The organism is Alteromonas sp. RKMC-009, from assembly GCF_003584565.2.
In the GTDB taxonomy this organism is placed as follows: Bacteria; Pseudomonadota; Gammaproteobacteria; order Enterobacterales; family Alteromonadaceae; genus Alteromonas.
The window spans coordinates 4,869,473-4,892,759 of record NZ_CP031010.1 but is presented as its reverse complement, the minus strand read 5'-3'; the positions used below and the strand labels follow the sequence as shown (position 1 = coordinate 4,892,759).

Sequence of the window (23,287 nt, the reverse complement as noted above, 5' to 3'; positions counted from 1 at the left end):
GACTTAGTTGTCATCACCCTCTCCGTCATCTGTTTTCAGTTCAGCTTTGCTGTCCTGCATCAGATCCATTGAGGTACGGGCTTCGCTCTTCTTCGCTTTATACGCTTCAATACGTGAAGGAATAATGCGGCGCGGATAGTAGTTGTTTTCCACATCTACGTCAGCAGTTTCCCAGCGGGGATCCACAGTAACACTTACCAGCTCTTTATCTTTGTCGGTCACGACCAGCTTAGAGACGGCATTCGGTGTACGACGCCAGATTTCAGCAGGAATACGCATTGACTGTTTGGTACCGTCTGCAAATTCCATTTCCAGCAGAATTGGCATAACCAGTCCGCCCAGGTTACTGAAGTCCATGACGTAGTAGTTTTTGTCTTCACGTACAGCACGCTCAAAGGTTTCACGTTCCCACGGTTCCAGTTTGTTCAGGAATTCGCGGTACTTGTTACGGTCTTTGTTGGTTGGTGTGTACTGATCGTTGTCATCGTAGAAATCTTTGATGTCGTCGAAACGCTCAACCCACAGCTTGCGGCCTTCTTCACGGTTGCGCTCGTCGGTCAGAGACAGAGGCTTTTCCATTTCAGCTTCACGCTGACGGGCCAGGTCGATGTCAGGATCTTTCGTGTCCAGGCGCAGCTTGTACACACGGTCCAGTGAAATATCGACGTGATCGGTGGTATAGAACCAGCCACGGAAGAACCAGTCGAGATCGACACCGGAAGCTTCTTCCATTGTCCGGAAGAAGTCAGATGGCGTAGGACGCTTGAACATCCAGCGCTGTGCATACTCTTTAAAGGCAAAATCAAACAGCTCACGACCAAGAATGGTTTCGCGCAGAATGTTCAGTGCAACTGCCGGCTTGGTGTAAGCATTCGGACCCAGGTGCAGTACCGAGTCAGACTGGGTCATGATGGGTACCTGAGATGAAGACTTCATGTAGCCGGTAACATCGCGGGGTTCAACACCCCATGGAATGTTCGGATCCCACTCGCGGCCGGCAACGCCGTCCAGGAAGCTGTTCAGGCCTTCATCCATCCAGGTCCACTGACGTTCGTCAGAGTTAACGATCATCGGGAAGTAGTTGTGACCCACTTCGTGGATAACCACACCGATGAGGAAGCGCTTTTCAGACAGCGAGTAAGTACGTGAACCATCGTCCTGTAACTCAGTACGCGGGCCGTTGAAGGAAATCATCGGATATTCCATACCGCCAACAGGACCGTTAACAGACTGGGCTGTAGGGTACGGGTAGCTGAAGGTGAAACGGTTATATACGTCCAGCGTATGCACCACTGACTCTGTAGAATATTTCTTCCACAGATCGCCACCTTCCTTCGGATAGAAAGACATGGCCATAACGTGTTTCTGCGGACCGTCCTGCTCTACGCCTTTGGCATCCCACATGAATTTACGTGAAGATGCCCACGCAAAATCACGCACGTTGTCAGCTTTGAAACGCCAGGTTTTGGTTTTGCCTGTGCCTTCTTTCTCGTTTTCCAGCGCTTCTTCGGCGGTTACGATAAAGACCGGACGATCAGCGGTTTTCGCTTCTTCCAGACGCTTACGCTGAGTGCTGGTAAGTACGTCTTTCGGGTTCTGCAGCACACCGGTAGAAGAAACAATGTGGTCAGCCGGTACGGTCATAGACACATCGTAGTTACCGAATTCCAGGGTAAATTCACCGCGGCCGATAAATTCTTTATTCGTCCAGGCTTCGTAGTCAGTGTAAGCCGCCAGACGGGGGAACCACTGTGCCAGCAGGAAGATGTCGTTGCCGCCTTCGCGCTCGTCATCAGGGAAGTGCTCATATCCGGAACGGGCAGAGACTGCGTCTTCTTCAACAATGTTGTAACCGAATTCGATGGTGAAATCGACTGATTTACCCGGCTTCAGCGGTGTTGCCAGGTCTACACGCATCAGCGTACCTACAATCACGTGATGCAGCGCTTTGCCGGCACTTTCAACGGCTTTAATTTGATAGCCCAGTTCGTGATCGTCAACGAATTGCTGACGGCGCAGTGCACCCATACTCAGTTTAGCCGGGCTGTCGCCGCTGGCTGACTGAGTCGCCGGACCACGGTTACCGATGCCGCCAAAGGTAGTGGTGAGGGCTGACATGGAATCATCACGGAACTTGTTCTGATCAAGCTGGATCCAAAGATACTTCAGCGTGTCAGGTGAATTGTTGTGATAAGAAATCTTTTCAGAAGCATCAATGCGGCGTTTTTCTTCGTCGAGTTTTGCATTAATGACGTAATCGACTTGCTGCTGCCAGTACTGATGACCAGCTTCACCGGCGGCGTTTCTGTATACGTTAGGGGTAGGAAGTACTTCGTCGAGTTGTCTGAATTTATCTTCGAAGTCGCCCTTTGTTTGTTTTATCGCTGCGGAGGCAAACGGAGCCTGAACCAGTAAACCCAGTACAGGAGCCAGCCAAAGCAGTCGCTTTTGTCGCGTGCTCATTCAATTTCCTTCTTATTTAAGACACTAAAGTCCAAACGTCTATTTTAATGAGTTTTCCCCCGCAGATGCCAGTTTTTAGCCGTAGATAGCTCCGGTCTCACCGCAAACTGAGGCATACGGAAGCGGGTTTCAGATCAGAATAAACTGCGGTGAGACAAATTGTTCTTTGGGAAAGCGCGGATATGCGTTTTTTTCTGAATGGGTTTGCAGTATTCTCAAACTCTCTTTGTTTATCAGTTATCTTCATGAGTAATTTCACCTGGCAGCGTGCCGTCGTAAAGGTCGGCAGCGCGTTAATCGCACCTGATGGTTTACATGTCAGTGCTAAGTATTTACTGCCCCTGGCGCGGTTCATTACCGAAAGCCATGCTGCAGGAAAAGAAGTGATTGTTGTGTCATCAGGCAGTATTGCTGCCGGACGGGGACGGGTAACCATCAACCATCCTGCTTCTATTGCCGAAAAACAGGCCATGGCCGCGATCGGACAGATGCAGATGATGGCGAACTGGCAGCGTTTTTTCGACTGTCCCTGTGCCCAGATCCTGGTGACTGCGGATGACCTTCGTGACCGTACCCGGTACGTCAATATTAAAAACACCCTGCGCGAATTGCTTAAACATGAAGCGCTGCCTATTGTGAATGAAAATGACACCGTGGCGGTGGCCGAACTTAAAGTCGGCGATAACGACAATCTTGGTGCATATACTGCGCTGGTGGCACAGGCTGATACCCTGATCATGTGCTCGGACATCGACGGTTTGTACACCGCCGATCCCCGCAAAGATGCCTCGGCTACTCTGATCCCTGTTGTTGATTCCATTACTCCGGACATCTATGCACTAGCCGGCGGAGCGGGAACGTCCATGGGCACCGGCGGAATGCGGACGAAAATTGAGGCAGCGGATAAATGTACCCATAGCGGTATTCAAACGCTTATCGTCAACGGCCGTGATGGCAAAGTCTTTGATGCATTGCTCAAAGGCCAGTGCCCGGGAACATTATTTACTGCAAGGCAGTCCAGTCAGACCGCCCGATCTTTATGGTTAACCCATACGTTAAAAACCCGTGGTGTCATCGACATTGATGCAGGTGCCCGCCGGGCTATCACAGACCGGGGTGCTTCTTTGCTGCCTTCCGGTGTCACCGGCATTTCAGGTAAATTTGTTGCCGGAGATGCAGTGGAGCTGCATTGCGACGGGAAAGCGCTGGCGAAAGGTCTGGCACTTTACGACGCCAAAGATCTGGCCCAGATAAAAGGGCAGAAAAGCAATCAAATCCGCCATATTCTCGGTTATGACTATGGAGAGGTGATTGTCCACCGCGACGACCTGGTGTTGTTGCCCTAGACGCACATAAGCCCGCAGGTGGTTTAGCTGCGAAGCAGAAGGAGTGAACGGATGACGGATTTTACACCGGGATTAAGTGACTACCCGTGGCATGTAGAGTTAACCACACGGTTACAGGATAACGATGAAAATGGCCATATCAACAATGTGGCGTTTTACAGCTTCTTTGATACCGGTGTGAGCCGTTTTCTCAAAGAGCGTTGTCCGGATGCCTCGCGGGATATCGTCGCTTATGTGGTGAGTTCCCAGTGTCAGTACATTTCTCCCGCTTCCTATCCTGAAAGTATTTTTGTCGGACTGCGGGTGGTTAAAGTTGGTCGCAGTTCAGTGACTTACGGGCTGTCTGTGTATGCCGGCGATGCTAAGCGCCGCGTAGCACACGGACAATTTGTCCATGTTTATGTTGAACGGCAGACCGATCATGCCGTGCCTGTTCCTGCTGATATCAAAGACGCACTGGAATCCATCAGGGAGGAATTCTGAATGAAGGCCGTGTTGCTGGATGCTGATACGCTGAAGCCGGAAGAGCTTGATATTTCCTGCCTGACTGACCTGCCTGTGTCATTGACACAGTATGCCACCACAACAGCGGATGAGCGCAAAGAGAGAGTGCACCATGCTGATATCATTCTGGTAAACAAAGTGGTGTTGGATGCTGAAGTGTTGCGTCATGCGAAGCAATGTAAGTACATAGGTGTTCTGGCAACCGGTACCAATAATATTGATAAAGACTGGTGCGCGCAGCACGGCATCGAGGTTGCTAATGTGGAAGGTTACGGCACTGACGCCGTTGCCCAGCATGCACTGATGCTGCTGTTAAATTTGTCTACCTCGTTTGCTCCTTACGCCCGCGATGTAAACGCCGGCAAGTGGTCTGCAGGGTCGCACTTTTGCTTGCTGGATCATCCGGCCATGGAGCTGGCGGGCAAACATCTGGTGATTGTGGGTTATGGCGAACTTGGTCAGCGTTTTGCTGAAATGGCAAAAGCGATGGGTATGCGTGTCACGGTTGCTGCCAGACCGGGTAAGCCGGATGACGACAGACCGTCACTGGACAGTTTGTTACCTGATGCTGATGTGGTGTCGCTGCACTGTTTGCTCACAGAGGATTCCCATCATCTCATCAATGCGCAGCGCCTGAGTAAAATGAAGCCGTCGGCTTTTCTTATTAATACCGCCAGAGGCGCGCTGATTGATGAAGCGGCGTTGTTACAGGCGCTGAAAAACGGGGACATTGCCGGCGCCGGACTTGATGGCCTGTCGACAGAGCCGCCCCCGGCAGATCATCCCCTGTTAAATACCGGTCTGCCTAATCTGCTTATCACTCCCCATTCTGCCTGGGTGGCAAAAGAGGCGCGGCAAAGACTGGTGAATATTGCTGCTGAACGGTTGTCTGCTTTCCTGTCAAAGTAAGTACAGTTACAGCCGGTTGAGTTTCTGGTTTAACTCGTAGGCAGGCTCTGTCACGATGGTTTCAAGGGCTGCGATACGGGCTTTCAGGGCTGCCATTTCTGTATCATCCCGTTTTTTTGCTGAGACTTTTTCACTGAACGAAGCCTGCATAAACGGGTTGGTGACCTCTCCGTTCATCCACGCGACCAGTTTCAGGTTATAGCGGGCATCAAGAAAGCATACGGTCAGGGAAACCGACAGCACACTCAGGATAATTATCACGGCGGTAATGGTCATGGTTGTCTCCGGGTAATCAGGGTTGTTTCGAACCGCAATGGCGGCGTGTTGATCAGGTAGTCCTGCCGGGATAAAAAAAATTACAAATAACTGTAATTTTTTTCTTTGTCCCGCGACTATGGCATTGGAAACAGGGAATTTTTGTATGAACGGGAATCCATTTTGGCTGCAGATTTCGCCAGTATATTAAAACAGTATAACGGATTACTAAGCCGTGTCGCCGCCGGTTACGAGGCTAATGAAGCACTGCGTCAGGAATTGTTGCAGGAGATTGCCGTTGCTGTGTGGCAGGGACTGCAGCGTTTTGAACACAAAAGCAGCCTGAAAACTTACATTCTGAAGATAGCCCATAACCGTGCGGTCACGCATGTTGCCTCTAATGCCCGGCTTCCCCGCACTGATGAACTGGATGAAAACACTGAACACGGCGTATCTGCATTGCTAAATCCCGAAGACGCCACCGCACAGGACAAGCAATTACAAGCGCTGCTCTCAGTGGTACGTACCCTTCCTTTGCCGGGGCGTCAGGTGCTGACTTTATCCCTTGAAGGGCTGTCCTACGGGGAAATTGCAGATGTTTGCGGGATCACAACCAGCCACGCCGGTGTGCTGCTGAAACGCACAAAAGAAGAAGTGGTGAGGAGGTTAAATCATGACGAATAATACGGATGAACTGGCAGCCCTGTGGCAGACGCAGGACGTGCAGACCATAGACATCGACAAGCTAAGGCGTGAACTCACCGGTCAGCGTCGCAAGCAGCGGCTGTACATTCTGATCGATCTGTTAAGCCCGGTACCGCTCATACTCATGTTGTACATCATGGCAGATGAGCTGTCGTCTTTCTCCCGTACTGTGATCTGGGGGTTGCTTATCATCACTATTCCGCTGGTGGGATACCTGCTCTGGCTGCGCCGGCATGCAGCTTTCAGCACTGCCGTGAACACTCAGGCGTATGTGGATGTGCTTTATCGTCAGATAGCCAATAATGTGAAAATTGCCATGTTAACGAAGCATTCCTGCTGGGTCGCTGTTTTGTATCTGGCCGGCATACTGGGATGGGAACTGATGACCGGGGAAAAAGCAGCTCAACCGGACTTTTCTTCAATGCGGTTTTACGGGGCACTGGGGTTGGGGGTAGTGTTTTCTTTGCACTGTTACCTGTGGGGACAGCGCCGTGAACGCCGCTTCAGAGCCAAGCTTCAGGAACTGGCTTTGATTAAAAACCAGTCCTGAGGCGTTGTTCAGGCTGCCCAGCTCTGCTTAGCCATCACTGACGTCAGGCTGCCAACATGACGGATTGCCTGTAAGCATTTTCCGGTATCGGTGACCGGGAATGAGAAAATCATCTCATCTACGCCGGTAGCTTCAATAAACTGTGCTATCTGGCGCTCAGCCTGCTGCGGCGTGCCGGTAATGGCAAAGCGGAGGGTGTTATTGATGGCCGCGATTTCGTATTCAGACAACACGGCTTCAATATGATCAACCGGAGCCGGCATGGGTTTGTTGGCCTGTTTTCTCAGGTTAGCAAATTGCAACTGGACCGACGTAAACAGCCGGGCAGCCTCGTCTTCATCATCAGCGACTACTGCCATCACACCGGCGGATACAAAGGGTTTCTCCAGTTGTTCAGAGGGTCTGAAGCTGGCGCGGTAAACGCTTATGGCATCCTGCAACATTTCCGGTGCAAAATGGGAGGCAAATGAATAGGGTAAACCGAGCTGACCGGCAAGTTTTGCCGAGTAAAGGCTGGAGCCCAGTAGCCAAAGTGGTACACGGGTGCCTGCGCCCGGCATAGCGATAACGCCCCTGCCACCTTTGTCATCAGACAAATACGCCTGCAGAGCCTGCACATCAGCGGGATAGTCATCCACGCTGGCGTGCATATTTCTGCGAAGCGCCATGGCCGTCGCCATATCTGTACCCGGTGCACGGCCAAGGCCTAAATCAATCCGGCCCGGAAACAGTGTCGCCAGCGTACCGAACTGTTCGGCAATGACCAGCGGTGAGTGATTGGGCAACATAATGCCGCCGGACCCGATACGGATATGGCGGGTGACATTACCGATAGCCGCCAGTAATACCGCTGTTGCTGCACTGGCTACACCCCGCATACCGTGGTGTTCTGCCAGCCAGAGGCGCTGGTAGCCTTGTGCTTCTGCTTCTGCCGCAATGGCTTTGCTTTTTTCAAAGGCATCGGCTGCGGTCTGGCCTTCACCGATGTGCGCCAGGTCTAGAATGGAAAACGGTACAGATTGCATGATTACTCCTCGTCAGCCTCATCATCAGCTTTTTTCTCTGCTTCCTGCGGGCCGCCCAGAAAGAATTCATAATAAAAATCGATAGCAAATTCCGTTTGTTCTTCAATGGTTGTCTGCACACCTTCTACAAACAGCTTGGGTAACAGACGATAACGCAGTGCCAGGTCGGGTGGCTCCTGACGTCGTCTTAGTGTTTGCGTACTGCTGTTGTCTCCGCTCAGGCCCACGTCAACATTGTATTGCACAGTAAGACGATCGTTTATGCGGCCATTCAACGATAACTTCGTTGCGCCGCCCCCTGCACTTGATGTGGTGCCGACGCTGAAATCTTCAATCCCCAGCGCACTGCCCACTTTGCCTTGCAGCTTCTCCGTATTGGATAAACCGAAGCCCAGCAGCAAGGCGTTGTAGTCTGGCGAAGAAGAACTGGATGACCCCGGGCCGGATCCGGTTAACAGGTATGACAGACTGTTACTCTGGTTCATTGCCGGCTCAGAGAATAAGTTTATATTCGGGCTGTCAGCCGCGCCGTCAATGCGGATCCCTGCAACCACACCATCTTCTGTTTTGTCCGGGTCGCGGATAGCTTCGACCAGCAGCATGGGTTGATCCAACGGGCCGTTAAACTGCACTTCACCGGTCTGGATAATCAAGTCCTGACCATAGGCCTGGTAGCGTCCGTCAAGGATCTGCAAATCGCCGTATCCCACCAGTGCAGGATGGGTTCTGACTTCAATGCCGCCGTAAAGGTTAGCTGTCAGCCCGAAAGCATCCAGCTTTACTTCGCCGGTTTTGTCTTTGTCGATATTTACCATGACAGTGGCATCAATAATATCCAGCGGGTCTTCAACCGGCGGTTCGCCCCGTAAATGCACGTCTTTGGATGGCGAAACCGCACTGGCAGGCAGTTCTTCAATTTTTACTCTGGCCCATGGCAGGTTCACATTGCCGGTCACTTTTACGTTGCCGGGTTTGATGCTGGCTGTAATGTCAGGCGACACCTGCATGCGGATATCACGCTGGTTAATCTGGAAGCGTTTGCCTTTAAGGTTCACATTAGCGGTAAGCTCATCTTCCCAGCTGACATCGCCGGACAACGTTCCTTTTCCTTCACCGAGCAAAAACGCGCCGTTAAAGGTGGCACTGCGGTTAACGAATTCGATAGTCTGTTCCCAGTCGCCTATTTTCACCGGCATATCTTCAATATCCACATTGCCGTTTGTCAGCTTCACGCTGCCTGTGAGCGACGGTGAGCTTGCCGTGCCTTTAATTGCCAGCTGGCCGTTCAGTGCGCCTTCCAGTTCCCGTATCGCTTTTGACATGGGTTTGAACGGTGCGATGCGGATATTGTCGATATTCACCGTTCCTTCCAGCGGAATGTTTTCTTCAACAGGTCTGACTTTCATGTCGGCGTTTACCGCCCCCAGCTGTTCGCTGAGAATGTTCAGTGTGGAGGTAAGCAAATCGTCTTCATACCGGCCTTTGGCGGAGACTTCATCAAGGTTCAGCTTCAGTTGCTGTTCAGGCCCCATTGTCCAGACAGACGGAGTGACTGCCAGATCAAAATTCGCTGTCATTGGCGCATTCTTACCAAATTCACCGGTTGTATTTACCGACAGCTTCGCATCAGAACTGGCTGTAAATGTGTCGGGCAGCAGCTCATGGGCCCACAACCCGAGTGGCAGACCGTTCGCTTTGACAATCCATTTTGTCCGTTCATCTTTAAACAGCACATCTTCGATGCAAAGCTCACCGTTCTCACGGGACTCCCAACAATTCTCAGATATTTTCATGCTGAAAGGTTCTGGCCGCACTGCAACCCGGAAAGGCTGATTTAACTGCCACCGTGTTGTCAGCAATCCCAGCTGGCTGTTTGTGATGTCGGCGGTGTAGCGTTCATCTTTCCACGCGCCGTCCATTTCCAGTTTCAGGTGATGATCAGGCAGGGTGAGATCCACATTAAAATTGTGTGCTGATAACGAGCCGCTGATCCCCAGATTACCGTTCATTTCTCCCTGTTCAGCGGCCAGCGCGCTCAGTACCGGCGATACTTTTACGCCGGTGAGTGTGATGTCACCTTCCGCCACCGGATCGCTCCATTCACCTTTGGCTTTGATACGACCTTTTATCTGACCGGATACATCAGGATAAAGCTGCTCAGTGGCGTCTACGTCCAGGTCGATATCTGCATTAATATAACGCTGGTTAAATACTTGCGCGGCAACGTGAACCCGGTTTTTTTCCTGCACAACACCCAGATTGGTAACAATTAAGTCGCTGGCCTGAGAGTACACCAGTGATCCTGTTACGTTCAGCTCACTACCGTCCCTGATGCCGTCTACTGCAAGATCGGTAACGCTGACTTCAACGCCCTTGTCGGTGAGCTGCATCAGACTGGTTAGTCCGCCTTCAATTTGCGATGGTGCATAGGGCGACAAGCTGCGCGCTGAAATACCGTTCAGTCTGGTTTTTCCCGACCAGCTGACAGATTCATTTAAAAATAATGTGCCGGTATTGGTAATTTTCCCTTCGAGAATATCCACTGTCAGGGCATTCACCGTGATGTTGTTGCTGTTAAGTACCACGTCTGCATTAACGGGAATATCGCCGATATCCGGCAAGGTTGCACCGGTTTTGGCGGTAAAATGGTAGTTGCCCATGGTACCTGTGAGATCCAGCGCACCTTCCCACAGTCTGGTGTCCTTGACGTCAGGTACAGGTTGCTCCGGCCAGCTTACGGAGAGTTCGAGTGGCAGTGTATCATCCAGAATGCTGGCGTTACCGGTCACGCTGGCTGAATATGTTCCGCTGGCATCAACATCCAGTGCTAAAGCTTTCAGGGAGCCGTCGGCAGACACGTTGACCTGCTCCTCCACACCGGCGGCATTAACATCAGCACTGGCTGCTAAAGACAGAGGATAATCACCGGACAAGGTCACCTTTGCATCCGCATCGAGTTTGGCCAGCGTATGTTCCACGTGGAGCTTATCCAGTGCGATATCGCTCGATTCCAGTGTCAGGGTACTGAAACTCAGCAGCGCCATTTCCTGCGTCACCACGTCGCCCTGCTTTAACTTTGTATTACGCAGGGTGAAATTTTCCACGGTGACCGGGATGGGGATGACTATTTCAGGTAGTTCCGGCGCTTTATAGCTCAGTGCATAACTCACCGGTTTGTCATCACCGGCATTATCCGCTGCTTTCTCTGTACTTTCTGGCAGTGCGACAATAAGTCCTTCAATATTTACCGGTGACAGCGTCACCTCTTTAAAGGCCTGACCTTCCAGTGACAAAGACTGCAGAGTGATGTGACCTGCCAGCAACTTAACCGACACATCCGTAATACCTAATGTATTGATTTTCACCGGAACCGGAATTTCAACCGGTTCTGTACTTTCCGGTTCCGGCTCATCCTCAGCGGGTGCTTCGGAGAGTTGCTCAACACGGGTGCCATCAACGTTCAGATAGTCGATACACACTTTGGATGTGATGAGACAGCCTAAAACCACATTGATTTCAGCCCGCTTAACGTTTACCGAACACTGTTCGTTCTGCCAGCTTACGCCTTCTACAGAGAAGTCACTGAGTACCGTTCCGTTGATATTTTCGATATGTAATCCATCGACAGCCTTGTTCGCAATATAGCGGATCACAGGCGTACCTAACGGACTGATGATAAGGCCTGCAACCAGTACAATCAGCAGCAGAGTGGTAAAAAACCAGAAAGTGAACTTCCGTCTGCTCATAGTTCCGGCCCCAGAATAAAGTGAAGCCGCCAGCTGTTTTCGAATTCAGACAGACCTCTGGCACCATAAACCCGCACAGGTCCAATAGGCGATAACCAGTGAAAACCCACACCAAAGCCATAAGCCAGGCCTTCGTCAAAGTCGTTGGTTGCCGTACCGGCGTCAGTGAAGACCGCAGCACGCCAGTTTTCGGCTATACGGTAGGCGTATTCAACACTGGCCGTCACCAGGTAGCGGCCGCCCACCGACACGTCGGTAAGTTCCTCTCCGGTTTCCGGGTCGATAATGACGTCAACAATCTCTTCACCAGTTTCCGGGTCAATATAAACATTCTTTTTCGGTGAGATATCGCGGTAAGCGAAGCCCCGGATACTCTGATCACCACCGGCGAAAAACCGCAGTGATGCAGGTACACGGTAAAAGTCATTGGTCTCAATGGCACCGCCTTCTGCTCTCAGCATCAGCCAGTGTTTATTGAGTGTACGGATCATGCCGCCTTCCAAAACGGTCTTAGTGATATTGATGTCAGAACCGGCGTTGTCACGGCCAAACTGGAAAAACGCCTGGAGGTAGGTGCCTCTGGTGATATTCAGCGGGTCGTTACGATCCAGATAACGTATGGCGTACCCCGGCATTACCAACTGGGTTGTCTGTTCCACACTCGTACCCTGGGTGTAATTTTCCCGCAGATAAGTCAGCGAGCCGTCCTGCTGCCAGGGGGAATTGGCTTCCTGCCAGTAACGGTGCGCGGCAACGGTAAGGGTTTCAGCCTCGGTATTGGTATTGCTGTAGTCAATAAACTGGTAACCGCCTTCAATACTAAGGTAGTCATTGGTGATATCTTGCATTGGAATACGGTAGTCCACCGTAAACGACTGCTCCGGAGAAGATAAAAACAGTTCAGAGGTAACCGAGTGTCCCCGTGTGTTGATCCATGGCCGTTCCCATTTTAACCGCAACCGGGCACCTGTATCTGTAGCCGCACCCAGGCCCACGTTAAAGGTATCCCGGGGCTTGTGTACCAGTGTAATCTCAACGGGCACAGTCAGATCCACCGCTTCGCTGACCACCGGACGGGCAATAACTCGTGAGAAGTAACCCGACTGATTCAGACGGCGGTTAAATTCGGTCAGTTTCGCCGACGAGTAATACTCGCCGGATTCAAAGGGCTTTAACCGGTTGAGGATGGCTTCAGACTTCTGATCGCCAATCAGCTTTACTTCACCGAACTTATAGCGGGGGCCGCTCTGTGCGATAAGCAGAATATTGGCTGCTCTTTCTTCCCTGACCAGGTCGAGCCGCGTTGCCTGCCAGTTAAAGTCAAAATAACCGTGGGACAACGCGTAATTAAACATGGACGATTTAAAGTTTTCGTATACCGGCTGATTCAGTACATCGCCTTTTTTCAGCGAAAAGGCATTAAAGCGGTCACGGAAATCTTTATCTTCACGGCCGGTACCGATGATCTCACGGGTAACATTGGTCACTGTCAGCGGCGTGTCCAGATTCACATGAAGGATCACATCATCGCCGGATACTTCTACGGTCGTCGTGCTGTTGTAATAGCCGAAAGGCTCAACCGCTGTTGACACTGTCGCACCCAGCTCATCCTGCCAGAACGGGTCTGACAACACATCTTTGCTGATATCCAGACTGTTAAGGTGTAAACGGATATTATCTTCCAGTTTCCCGTCTTCTACGCCTTCAATATCCACATCGATGGCGAAGGTGCAAAATGCAGGTAACACAAGGGCGCAGGACAGCACAAAACGCTGCCAGGCGTTAACAGTAAAACGGTGAATCATAACCGGGCGAATTTCCTTTTCCTGTGGTGCAGATGGAAAGTGTGCATTAAAGCCCCGTGATAGAAAGGCTCTCTTGCAAAAGCCGGAAAACAGTATTGATGGATGCCTACCCTAAAAAAACGGTCGTACAATGATAATGGTATTCGTAGAAACGATGCAAAACGATCATCTTTCAGACGCTATAAACTGCGTAAAATTGCCGTTGAAACTAAAGCTCCATTATCACAGGCGTTAGAGTATATCCCGGACTGCAAAGTTCAAAAGGCGCTATTTTGCCGGGGTATGCGTTTTATCAAACCGGTTATGCTTTAAAAGGTGTAAATTTTCTACATTCCGGCGGTAAAGACTGACGCAATTTCCGGCAAATTCAGGCTATACTATGCGCCCTTTATTTTATGTCGACTAGAGTAGACAACACACATGTCAGAAAACCCTTCCCCAATTAAGCCAACGCTGGGCCTTGTCGAGTTTGTTGCTCTGATGGCGTTAATGACTTCATTGGTTGCCCTGAGCATCGACGCGATGTTGCCTGCTCTGATCCAGATTGGCGAAGCGCTGCATGCAGACGATCCCCATGATGCGCATCTGATTGTGTCTATTTTCTTCGGCGGCATGGCTTTTGGTCAGCTCTTTTTTGGCCCTTATTCTGATACCCGTGGCCGGCGGGAAGCCATTTTACTTGGCATCTCGATTTTCGTTGTAGGCACAGTGGTCTGTATGATGGCAGACGACATGTCTACCATGCTGGCCGGCCGTTTAATACAGGCATTCGGTGTTTCCGGCCCCCGTGTGGCTGCAATGGCGATCATCCGCGATTTGTATGTGGGTGATGCAATGGCCAGAGTGATGTCATTTATCATGATGGTTTTCATTCTGGTGCCGATGATTGCGCCGATGGTGGGTCAGGCTGTCCTGACGTTCTTCCACTGGACGCATATTTTTACGCTGTTTCTGATTGTCTCTGTGTTCACCGGCACATGGTTTTTGTCCCGCCAGCCGGAGACACTGCCAGCTGACCGGCGGGGCCGCTTCGCCTGGTCTAAATTTTTCCAGTCTTCGAAGTTTATTCTGACCCACGGAAACGTGATGGGTTATACCGTCGCTATGGGTTTTATGTTCGGTGCTTTCCTGGGATACCTGAGCGCTTCACAGACCATTTTTCAGGAATATTACGACACAGGTACCATGTTCCCGTTTATCTTTGCATTCCTCGCGTTCTCCATCGGTCTGGCATCGTTCTTTAACGGCACGATGGTAGTACGCTTTGGTATGAAAAAGCTGGTGGGTATTGCGTTATACGGCGTTGTGAGTTTCTCTGTCGTTTTCCTGGCGCTTATCACGGCATTCAGCGGATTACCTCCTCTGACCTTGCTTCTGCCGGTTATGTTCTGCGGATTCTTCTTTGTGGGTATCCTGTTCGGTAATCTGAACGCCCTTGCAATGCAGCCTCTGGGACAGATGGCCGGCCTTGGCGCAGCTATCATCGGATCCATGTCGAGTATATTCTCTGTTCCTATCGCATTGTCTATCGACAGTTTCTTAAACGGCACCTTATATCCTATCGGATTTGGCTTCCTGATCTTCTTCTCCCTCGCTTTTGTGAGCGTGAGATTTGCAGAAAAGTCAGTGCACTGAAACCGGCGGCAGGGCTGTACACATTTGAATATGTAAATGTAAGCCCTGCATTCAAACCCGCTTCCTGATGCGGTATCTTGTGCGGAGGTGGTTTGCCCCAGTTCACCGGGGCAAACCGGACTGACAACCGTTACCAGACAGGAAGCTTCATGAATACACCTTCTTCTCACACCACCGGATATGGCGGCTGGCCATCTCCTGTCTCCGCTCAGGCGGTTGTGCAGGGTAGTCGCGGTCTGTCCTCTCTGGCCGTCGATGGTGACTTTGTTTACTGGGTTGAGTCCCGGCCTGAAGAAGGTGGCCGGTGTACCATCATGCGCAGAAAAAAGGGACAAAGTGGAGGTGAGCCACAAGAGGTGCTGCCTGCACCGTGGAATGCAAGAACACGGGTACATGAGTACGGTGGCCGTTCCATGTTGATTAATAACGGCGTGGTCTGGTTTACGCATTTTAATGATCAGCGTGTTTACCGCATGGTCATTGGCGAAGCGCCGGTGGCTATCACTCCGGCAGCAAACGTTCGTTTTGGTGCCTTTGAGCTTGATGCGCCCCGTCACCGGCTGATTTGTATCCGCGAAGATCATCGCGTGTCCGGTGAGCCGGAGAATACGCTGGTCGCCATTCCGGTTGAAGGGATGTCAGAAGGCGACGTGCTTTTTTCATGCAGCAGCTTTGTGTCTGCACCCGGGCTGTCTCCGGATGGCAAATCCGTTGCCTTTATCGCGTGGAATCATCCGGATATGCCCTGGGATAACACAACGCTCTGGTCGGCTACCTTTGCCGCTGACGGCAAACTTGAAGGGCTGACAGAACATAACCCGGATACCGGGGAATCGGCTATCGATCCCCAGTGGGATGAAGAAGGCAATCTGTACGTGCTGAGCGACCGCAATAACTGGTGGTCACTGTATCAGGTATCAGGCACTGCATTTACTCTGTTGTCCCCGCAGCCGGAGAATTCAGAGACTGGCGGACCGGCCTGGCAGGTGGGTAAGCATTACTACCGCATCCGTCAGGATGGTTCCATTCTGGCGAATGTGGTTCAGGGGGCCATCGGCCAGCTTTATCTGTTAGACAGAAAAACCGGCGAAATGCGGGTGCTGACACCGGAAAGTGCGGCTATTGAAGACTTTGTTGAGTCGGACTCTGCATTGTATGTCATTCAGGATCCGCAAACCCGTCCGGGTGAACTGATTGCTTTATCTGATCTAACCGCTGACTCCCCTGAAGTCAGTGTGATCACAACCTCCAGTGATTCCGCGCTGTCCCCTGCGTGGGTGCCAACCATTCAGGAAGTGAGTTTCCCGGTGGGTGAAAACGCGAAAGCATACGGCACGTATTTCCCGCCGGCGAATCCGGACGTGACAGCACCTGAAGGCAGTGCGCCGCCACTTATTGTGATGATCCACGGCGGGCCGACATCAAAAGCGTCACCCACCTATTCAGTGAGTAAGTATTTCTGGACCAGCCGGGGCTTCGGTATTCTTGACCTTAATTATCGCGGCAGTACGGGCTATGGGCGTGAATATCGTCATGCACTTTACGGTGAATGGGGTGTAACAGATGTAGAAGATGCCGTGGCCGGCGCGCAGTGGCTGGCGGATCAGGGGCTGGCAGATGCCGGAAAGCTCATTATTCGCGGTGGCAGTGCCGGTGGCTACACGACGCTTGCGGCCCTGGCATTCAGTGACGTGTTCAAAGCGGGCGCGAGCCATTATGGCGTCAGCGATCTTGAAGCGCTGGCGGGAGATACTCACAAGTTTGAATCCCGCTATCTTGACCAGGTGATCGGACCGTATCCGGAACGAAAGGACCTGTACATTGAACGCTCACCCATCCATCATCTTGATGGCTTCAATGCACCGCTACTGCTGCTACAGGGTCTGGAAGACAAAGTGGTACCTCCAAATCAGTCAGAGATGATTTTCGAAGCACTGAAAGACAAAGGTATTCCGACAGCTTACGTGTCGTTCGAAGGTGAAGGGCATGGTTTCAGAAAGTCTGAGAATATTGTGACAGCCCTGAATGCTGAACTGTATTTCTATTCTCAGGTGCTGGGCTTTGACACTGCAGAGCCGTTACCGGAAATCGATATTGCAGGGCCCGGTAAATAAACAGCGCAGCGGTATGGCTTACTCAATTCAAGCGCCGGCGTTCTGCCGGTGTTTTTGTGTGCAGATATGGAATTTCAGGCATAAAAAAGCCCGACCAAAATGGTCGGGCAAGAGGGCTTGGTTAAGCACCTAACGACAGAAATCGTTACACACCAATGATGGCTTTCATGTCCGTCATGTAGCCGCGTAATTCTTTACCGATAGCTTCTACACCGGTATTACGGATGGCATCATTTACTTCTACCAGGCGGCGGTTATCAACTTGATTAGAGCTGACATTTAAACCTTTGCCGATAACACTGGTATCGATAGACGGCATAAACTTCTCGCGCATCAGCGGTACTGCAGCATTTGCGAACAGGTAGTTACCGTACTCAGCAGTATCGGAAATTACCACGTTCATTTCATACAGACGCTTACGTGCGATAGTGTTTGAAATCAATGGTGTTTCATGCAGTGATTCGTAGTAGGCAGACTCAGGTAAGATACCTGCTTCAACCATTACGTCGAAGGCAACTTCTACACCGCACTTGATCATGGCAACTAACAGGATGCCGTGGTCAAAAAATTCTTGCTCAGTGATTTTACCATCATACTTAGGTGCATTTTCAAAACCAGACTGACCAGTTTCTTCACGCCATTTAAGCAGGTTGGCATCACCGTTTGCCCAATCTTCCATCATAGTGCGGGAAAACTCGCCGCTGATGATGTCGTCCTGATGTTTTTCAAACAGTGGACGTAACAGATCGGTCAGTTGTTCAGACAAATCAAACGCTTTGATTTTCGCAGGGTTTGACAGTCTGTCCATCATGTTTGTTACACCACCGATTTTCAGGGCTTCGGTGATGGTTTCCAGACCATACTGAATTAACGCAGCGGCATAGCCGGCGTCGATGCCATCAGCAGTCATTTTTTCAAATGCCAGGATAGCGGCGGCTTGTTGCATACCACATAAAATGGTTTGCTCGCCCATCAGGTCTGATTTAACTTCTGCAACAAAAGAAGATTCCAGAACACCTGCACGGTCACCGCCAGTAGCGCTTGCCAGTGCTTTTGCGATATCCCAGCCTTCACCTTTCGGATCGTTCTCAGGGTGAACCGCAATCAGTGTAGGTACACCGAAACCACGCTTATATTCTTCACGTACTTCAGTACCCGGACACTTAGGTGCACACATCACTACCGTGATGTCTTTACGGATTTGCTGACCTTCTTCAACGATATTAAAACCGTGAGAATAGCCTAATGCAGAACCTTCTTTCATCAGCGGCATTACCGCTTCAACAACGCTTGCGTGCTGCTTATCAGGCGTCAGGTTGTATACCAGATCGGCTTCAGGGATCAGTTCCTGATAGGTACCAACTTTAAATCCGTTGCTGCTTGCACGCTGGAAAGAATCACGTTTTTCGTCGATTGCTGCCTGACGCAATGCGTAAGCAACATCCAACCCTGAATCTCTCATGTTCAGACCCTGGTTCAGGCCCTGAGCACCACAGCCGACGATAACAACTTTCTTGCCTTTCAAGAACTCACAACCGTCTGTGAATTCGCTGCGCTCCATGAAACGACAGCGACCAAGCTGGTCGAGTTGCTGACGTAGAGACAGAGTATTAAAATAATTAGCCATATAAAATTCCGAACATCATTAATCTAGTCATTATCAACGGGCTCAAAGCCAGTCGATGACCTCGTCGATGACGACTTGCTGCGAAGATTACTTGATCACTTTTGTTTTGGAAAATGATATATTCGCAAAACAGTATTTCATTTTTTGCAATATTTATGGATTTCCGTTCACTTCAACTTTTCAATCATCTCGCATCCAGTTTACATTTCGGTGACACCGCCGAGGCGATGTATGTGTCACCATCCACGCTAAGTCGTTGTATTCAGAGGCTTGAAGAAGAGTGCGGTGCAGTGTTGCTGAAGCGGAATAACCGTTCTGTGGTCCTGACCCATGCCGGCCATAAGCTGCTGGCGTTCTCTACGGAAGTGTTGAAAGACTGGCAATCTTTGCAACGTGAACTGCACGATGACAGTGAAGCATTACAGGGGGAGCTCAGTGTATTTTGCTCGGTAACGGCCAGCCAGAGCCATCTGCCGGCCCTGCTCAGGCAGTTTCGTTCCCGCTATCCCGGTGTGGATATCAGGCTGGTGACCGGTGATCCGGCGCTGGCTAACGAAAAGGTAAAGCACAAGGAATGCGACGTGGCGATCGCTATTCATGCTCCGGACTTCCCCACCGATATGACTTTTACTCCACTGGATAAAGTGCCGCTGGTGCTGATTGCTCCCCGTGACTGGCGGCTTACTGAACTGGCTCAGATTGACTGGCGGCGGCATCAGGTGATCATGCCGGAACACGGCCCCACGCGACGGATTGCTTATCACTGGTTTGCGGAACACGGGATAAGACCTAACGTGTATGCTTCTGTGGGAGGAAATGAGGCCATTGTGAGCATGGTGGCACTGGAGTGCGGTGTGGGGTTTGTACCTCAGGTTGTGCTGGATCATTCTTCTATGGCAGGCAGTGTCAGCAAAATACAGGTTGGCGATATTGAAGCTTATGAGCTGGGGATCAGCTGTTTGTCTTCCCGCCGTAACGAGCCCCTGGTTGACGCTTTATTTCAGATCCCGCTAAGCTGACGGAGCAGATTATCCAGCGCACGGTAGCCCAGTGCCTCTGACAGGTGATTGCGCTGAACCGTATCCTGCCCTTCAAGATCGGCAATGGTTCTGGCCACCTTCAAAGCACGATGAAATGCCCGCATAGAGAGTGACAATTTCTCTGCCGCCATCTGAATAAACCGCGAATCTTCTTCTGACAAGGCGCAGACGTCTGCCAGCCTGCTAACCGGCAACATGGCATTCAACCCGCCCTGACGTTCATACTGAACGGCCTGTGCCTGCTGCACCTTTTGTTGTGGCTGGCGGATGTCATCCGGTTCATGGTTTTCCGGGGTCAAAGTCAACTGATAGTCCGGTAAGCGGGGCACTTCCACCTGTATGTCGATACGGTCAAGCAGCGGACCGGATATGCGGCTCAGGTATCTCAATATCTGGTCCGGTGGCGTTCGGCCGTCATCTGCATCGCCGGTAGGACTGGGGTTCATTGCGGCTATCAACTGGAAACGTGCCGGGAAGGTGGCCTGCCCGGATGCTCTTGAAATATGCACTTCACCGGTTTCAAGGGGTTCGCGGAGTACATCCAGCGCCCGCCTGCCGAACTCCGGCAGTTCATCTAAAAATAATACGCCGTGGTGTGCCAGTGACACTTCCCCGGGAGCCGGTGATGCACCGCCACCGGTAAGCGCAACGGCTGAGCTGGTATGATGTGGAGAGCGGAAAGGACGGCAACCGGCAATGATGTCACGGGTAACGGTATGTTTGACTGAATACAACGCCGCCACATCCAGAGCCTCATCCGCTGATAATGGCGGCAGTAAGCGGAGCAGCCGGCTGGCAAGTAAACTTTTGCCGGTGCCCGGCGGCCCCGTGAAAATCAGATTATGCGCGCCGGCCGCTGCAATCATAAGTGCCCGTTTTGCCTGATGCTGGCCATGAATACCTTCCCACACGGGCTGCGCGGAGCCATGAACAGGCTTTACCGGATGGTTTTCATCAGCGGCAAGGGGCTCAAGCCCTGCCAGGTGCAGAAAAACGGAAATTAAAGAATCTGCAGCAAAGCGCTTTGCACCATCAACCAGTGCGGCTTCATCTTTGTTCGCAGCGGGATGAAACATTGTGCGGCCTGCGGATCTGCAGGCTATAACAGCCGGAATAATGCCACTGACAGCCATCAGCTCGCCGGTTAGCGATAACTCACCGGTAAATTCCATTCCGTCACAGGTGCTGTCGTTAAGCTGACCATGTGCCATTAAAATACCTACCGCGATGGCAAGATCGTAACGGCCGCCCTGCTTGGGAATACTTGCCGGAGACAGGTTTACCGTGATCCGTCTGGCCGGAAACTCAAAGCCGCTGTTTATAAGCGCACTGCGAACCCTGTCTCTGGCCTCCTTCACTGAAGTTTCTGCCATACCCACCAGTTGAAATGCCGGTAATCCGTTTGCCAGATGCACTTCCACCCTTACCAGCGGGGCATCGATTCCCGTACCGGCGCGGGTTTTTACCACTGCCATTCCCATGTCCGCACTCCTGTGTTCTTTTGCTATGCAGTTTACAGAGGTGGCGGATCGGGAATAACTGAACCGGTGAACAGTTCTCAGTCGGGCTTAAAAACCGGCAGTTGCCAGTGCCACCGCATGGCACACAGGCGCATGACGACGGTGACAAGCAAAGCAGCCCAGGGGCAGTAATGTTGATCAAAGCCGGAATAAAGCAGCAATGCGTAACTTAATCCGCCGGTAATGCAGGTAATGGCGTAAAGCTCTCCGTTCAGTACCAGCGGGACTTCACGACATATAACATCACGCAGCAGGCCGCCAAAAACGCCGGTAATCGTCCCCATGGCGATGGCCACAGACATGGGCGCTTCATGAATAAGTGCCTTTTCCATGCCGACGACATTAAATAACGCCAGACCGAACGCATCGGCGATCAATAAGTAGTGATAGGGAAATCGCGGGCTGACTCTGAGCCACGCAATGGTCGCCAGCGCAGCAATTAAAGTGGTATAGATGTAGTCGGTATTCTGAATCCAGAATACCGGCAAATCGAGCATGATATCCCGCAGCGTGCCGCCACCAATCGCGGTCACCGATGCCAGTACAACGACTCCGAAGCCGTCCATTTTTTTCTGGTAAGCCATTAAAGTGCCGGAAATGGCACAAACAGCCACACCCGCCAGGTTTAACCAGTGAAACCAGTCTGTCATTTCTTTACTCAGCTTTTTTTATTGCTTAACACGCACGCCGGTTAAACGGAAAATCGGCGTTCAGGGCGCAAAATACTTGATTATGGCATGGGTTTCATGCTATTTCTTCGCATCATACAGATTCGTGGTCAGCCAGCCACGATCCGGGGGCCTGTTCCGGCCCTTTATAAAATTCCGAACTATCAACAATCCAGTCATAACAAGTCCGTATTCAGGGACTATCCTTTTCTGTGTCGACCTACAGGCGAAATCAGGCGTGAACAGGTGTGTCTGCAACCTTACAAAAGGTGTAAATATTCCTGTCCAGTCGCAAGCAGAGTCCGGAGAGGTTATTGGGCACTTCACTGCGGTCATGTATCATTCGTCTTAAGACATTTGTCTTGTCACTTATTTTGTACCGAACTAACGGTTTCAGGCGAACTGCCTGCTACAGGAAGGAATTAACATGGCTAAGCAACCAGCAGAATTTATTTGGTTTAACGGTGAAATCAAGCATTGGAAAGATGCAACTGTGCATGTAATGACGCATGCTATTCATTACGGTTCATCTGTCTTTGAAGGGATCCGTGCGTACAACACGCCAGATAAAGGAACCTGCGTCTTCCGTCTGGACGAGCACAACAAGCGTCTGCTGGACTCTGCGAAAATTTACCGCATGACGATTCCTTATACGCTGGACCAAATCAATGAAGCAACCATGGATATCATTCGTAAGAATGAACTGAAATCAGCTTATATTCGTCCAATCGCTTATTACGGCGATATCGGTATGGGTCTGGCTGTACCTTTCGGTACTGAAACTGAGTTGGCCATTGCTGCTTTTGAATGGGGAGCTTACTTAGGTGAAGAAGCACTGAAGAATGGTGTGGATGCCGGTATTTCTTCATGGAACCGTCTGGCGGCCAATACCATCCCTACCGGTGCAAAAGCCGGTGGTAACTATCTGTCTTCACAACTTATCTCGATGGAAGCCCGTCGTCATGGTTACGGTGAAGGTATCGCACTGGACCGTAACGGTTATATCTCGGAAGGTGCCGGTGAGAACATCTTTGTTATCCGCAACGGTATCGTATCTACCACACCGAAGACGGCAGCCATTCTGCCGGGTATCACCCGTGACACAGTGATCACCCTGCTGAAAGAAATGGGCTATGAAGTCCGTGAAGAGAATATCCCGCGTGAAGCGATGTACCTGGCTGACGAAATTCTGATGTGCGGTACAGCAGCTGAAGTAACGCCGGTCCGTAGTGTTGACGGTATTTCAGTAGGTAACGGTGCCCGTGGCCCGATCACTGAGAAAGTACAGGACATGTTCTTTGGCTTGTTCAACGGCAAGACTGAAGATAAATGGAACTGGTTAACGCCGGTTTATAAGTAATTTTTTTGAATTGAA

General features: G+C 51.1%; 17 protein-coding genes. 9 read left to right on the top strand and 8 right to left on the bottom strand.

The window, feature by feature from the left end; translation table 11 throughout:
• Positions 1-3: 3 nt before the first annotated feature.
• Positions 4-2,463 carry a M1 family metallopeptidase gene (locus DS731_RS21250; RefSeq protein WP_119503181.1) on the bottom strand — a complete coding sequence of 820 codons (2,460 nt, stop codon included), beginning with the start codon at positions 2,461-2,463 and terminating at the stop codon, positions 4-6.
• Between the two features lie 245 nt (positions 2,464-2,708).
• On the opposite strand from DS731_RS21250, the gene proB reads away from it, so the two are divergent.
• Genes proB through DS731_RS21235 form a run of 3 tightly spaced genes read left to right on the top strand, consistent with a single transcriptional unit; the run spans position 2,709 to position 5,222 of the window.
• Positions 2,709-3,809: a glutamate 5-kinase gene (proB, locus tag DS731_RS21245; protein WP_119503566.1), complete on the top strand. Its 1,101-nt coding sequence runs from the start codon at positions 2,709-2,711 to the stop codon at positions 3,807-3,809.
• A gap of 51 nt (positions 3,810-3,860) precedes the next feature.
• Positions 3,861-4,292: an acyl-CoA thioesterase gene (locus tag DS731_RS21240; protein WP_119503180.1), complete on the top strand. Its 432-nt coding sequence runs from the start codon at positions 3,861-3,863 to the stop codon at positions 4,290-4,292.
• On the top strand, positions 4,293-5,222 hold the full coding sequence (locus DS731_RS21235) for a D-2-hydroxyacid dehydrogenase (RefSeq protein ID WP_119503179.1): 930 nt from the start codon (positions 4,293-4,295) through the stop codon (positions 5,220-5,222).
• A 6-nt stretch (positions 5,223-5,228) separates the two neighbouring features.
• On the opposite strand, the gene DS731_RS21230 is transcribed toward DS731_RS21235, so the two are convergent.
• On the bottom strand, positions 5,229-5,498 hold the full coding sequence (locus DS731_RS21230; protein WP_119503178.1) for a hypothetical protein: 270 nt from the start codon (positions 5,496-5,498) through the stop codon (positions 5,229-5,231).
• Positions 5,499-5,660: 162 nt separating this feature from the next.
• Here DS731_RS21230 and DS731_RS21225 point away from each other — a divergent pair, with 162 nt between their 5' ends.
• Positions 5,661-6,161, top strand: a complete 501-nt coding sequence (locus DS731_RS21225; RefSeq protein ID WP_119503565.1) for an RNA polymerase sigma factor — start codon at positions 5,661-5,663, stop codon at positions 6,159-6,161.
• Positions 6,151-6,732: a hypothetical protein gene (locus DS731_RS21220; protein WP_119503177.1), complete on the top strand. Its 582-nt coding sequence runs from the start codon at positions 6,151-6,153 to the stop codon at positions 6,730-6,732. Before DS731_RS21225 ends, DS731_RS21220 begins: the two co-directional genes overlap by 11 nt.
• 8 nt (positions 6,733-6,740) lie before the next feature.
• Here DS731_RS21220 and DS731_RS21215 read toward each other — a convergent pair whose 3' ends face one another.
• From DS731_RS21215 to DS731_RS21205, 3 genes are read right to left on the bottom strand one after another with little or no spacing between them, the layout of a single operon-like run.
• A complete protein-coding gene (locus tag DS731_RS21215; RefSeq protein ID WP_119503176.1) occupies positions 6,741-7,757 on the bottom strand; it encodes an LLM class flavin-dependent oxidoreductase in 1,017 nt (338 codons plus the stop codon).
• A 2-nt stretch (positions 7,758-7,759) separates the two neighbouring features.
• Positions 7,760-11,503, bottom strand: coding sequence for a translocation/assembly module TamB domain-containing protein (locus DS731_RS21210; protein ID WP_119503175.1), 3,744 nt, complete (start codon positions 11,501-11,503; stop codon positions 7,760-7,762).
• Positions 11,500-13,308 carry an autotransporter assembly complex protein TamA gene (locus tag DS731_RS21205; protein ID WP_119503174.1) on the bottom strand — a complete coding sequence of 603 codons (1,809 nt, stop codon included), beginning with the start codon at positions 13,306-13,308 and terminating at the stop codon, positions 11,500-11,502. Before DS731_RS21205 ends, DS731_RS21210 begins: the two co-directional genes overlap by 4 nt.
• 420 nt (positions 13,309-13,728) lie before the next feature.
• Between DS731_RS21205 and DS731_RS21200 the strand changes: the two genes are divergently transcribed.
• A complete protein-coding gene (locus DS731_RS21200; RefSeq protein ID WP_119503173.1) occupies positions 13,729-14,943 on the top strand; it encodes a multidrug effflux MFS transporter in 1,215 nt (404 codons plus the stop codon).
• Between the two features lie 149 nt (positions 14,944-15,092).
• Complete coding sequence (locus DS731_RS21195; RefSeq protein WP_119503172.1) at positions 15,093-17,057, top strand: alpha/beta hydrolase family protein; 1,965 nt, start codon at positions 15,093-15,095, stop codon at positions 17,055-17,057.
• 145 nt (positions 17,058-17,202) lie between these two features.
• Here DS731_RS21195 and ilvC read toward each other — a convergent pair whose 3' ends face one another.
• Positions 17,203-18,684 (bottom strand): ketol-acid reductoisomerase, encoded by a 1,482-nt coding sequence (ilvC, locus tag DS731_RS21190; RefSeq protein ID WP_119503171.1) that lies wholly within the window; start codon positions 18,682-18,684, stop codon positions 17,203-17,205.
• Positions 18,685-18,839: 155 nt separating this feature from the next.
• Here ilvC and ilvY point away from each other — a divergent pair, with 155 nt between their 5' ends.
• Complete coding sequence (gene ilvY, locus DS731_RS21185) at positions 18,840-19,703, top strand: HTH-type transcriptional activator IlvY (protein WP_119503564.1); 864 nt, start codon at positions 18,840-18,842, stop codon at positions 19,701-19,703.
• On the opposite strand, the gene DS731_RS21180 is transcribed toward ilvY, so the two are convergent.
• Positions 19,685-21,205, bottom strand: a complete 1,521-nt coding sequence (locus DS731_RS21180) for a YifB family Mg chelatase-like AAA ATPase (protein WP_119503170.1) — start codon at positions 21,203-21,205, stop codon at positions 19,685-19,687. The two genes, ilvY and DS731_RS21180, sit on opposite strands and share 19 nt — an antisense overlap.
• A 77-nt stretch (positions 21,206-21,282) precedes the next feature.
• Positions 21,283-21,894 carry a trimeric intracellular cation channel family protein gene (locus DS731_RS21175; RefSeq protein ID WP_119503169.1) on the bottom strand — a complete coding sequence of 204 codons (612 nt, stop codon included), beginning with the start codon at positions 21,892-21,894 and terminating at the stop codon, positions 21,283-21,285.
• Positions 21,895-22,339: 445 nt separating this feature from the next.
• On the opposite strand from DS731_RS21175, the gene DS731_RS21170 reads away from it, so the two are divergent.
• The gene (locus DS731_RS21170; protein ID WP_119503168.1) at positions 22,340-23,272 is read left to right on the top strand and encodes a branched-chain amino acid transaminase; all 933 of its coding nucleotides are present in this window, start codon (positions 22,340-22,342) and stop codon (positions 23,270-23,272) included.
• The last annotated feature ends 15 nt before the right edge of the window (positions 23,273-23,287 follow it).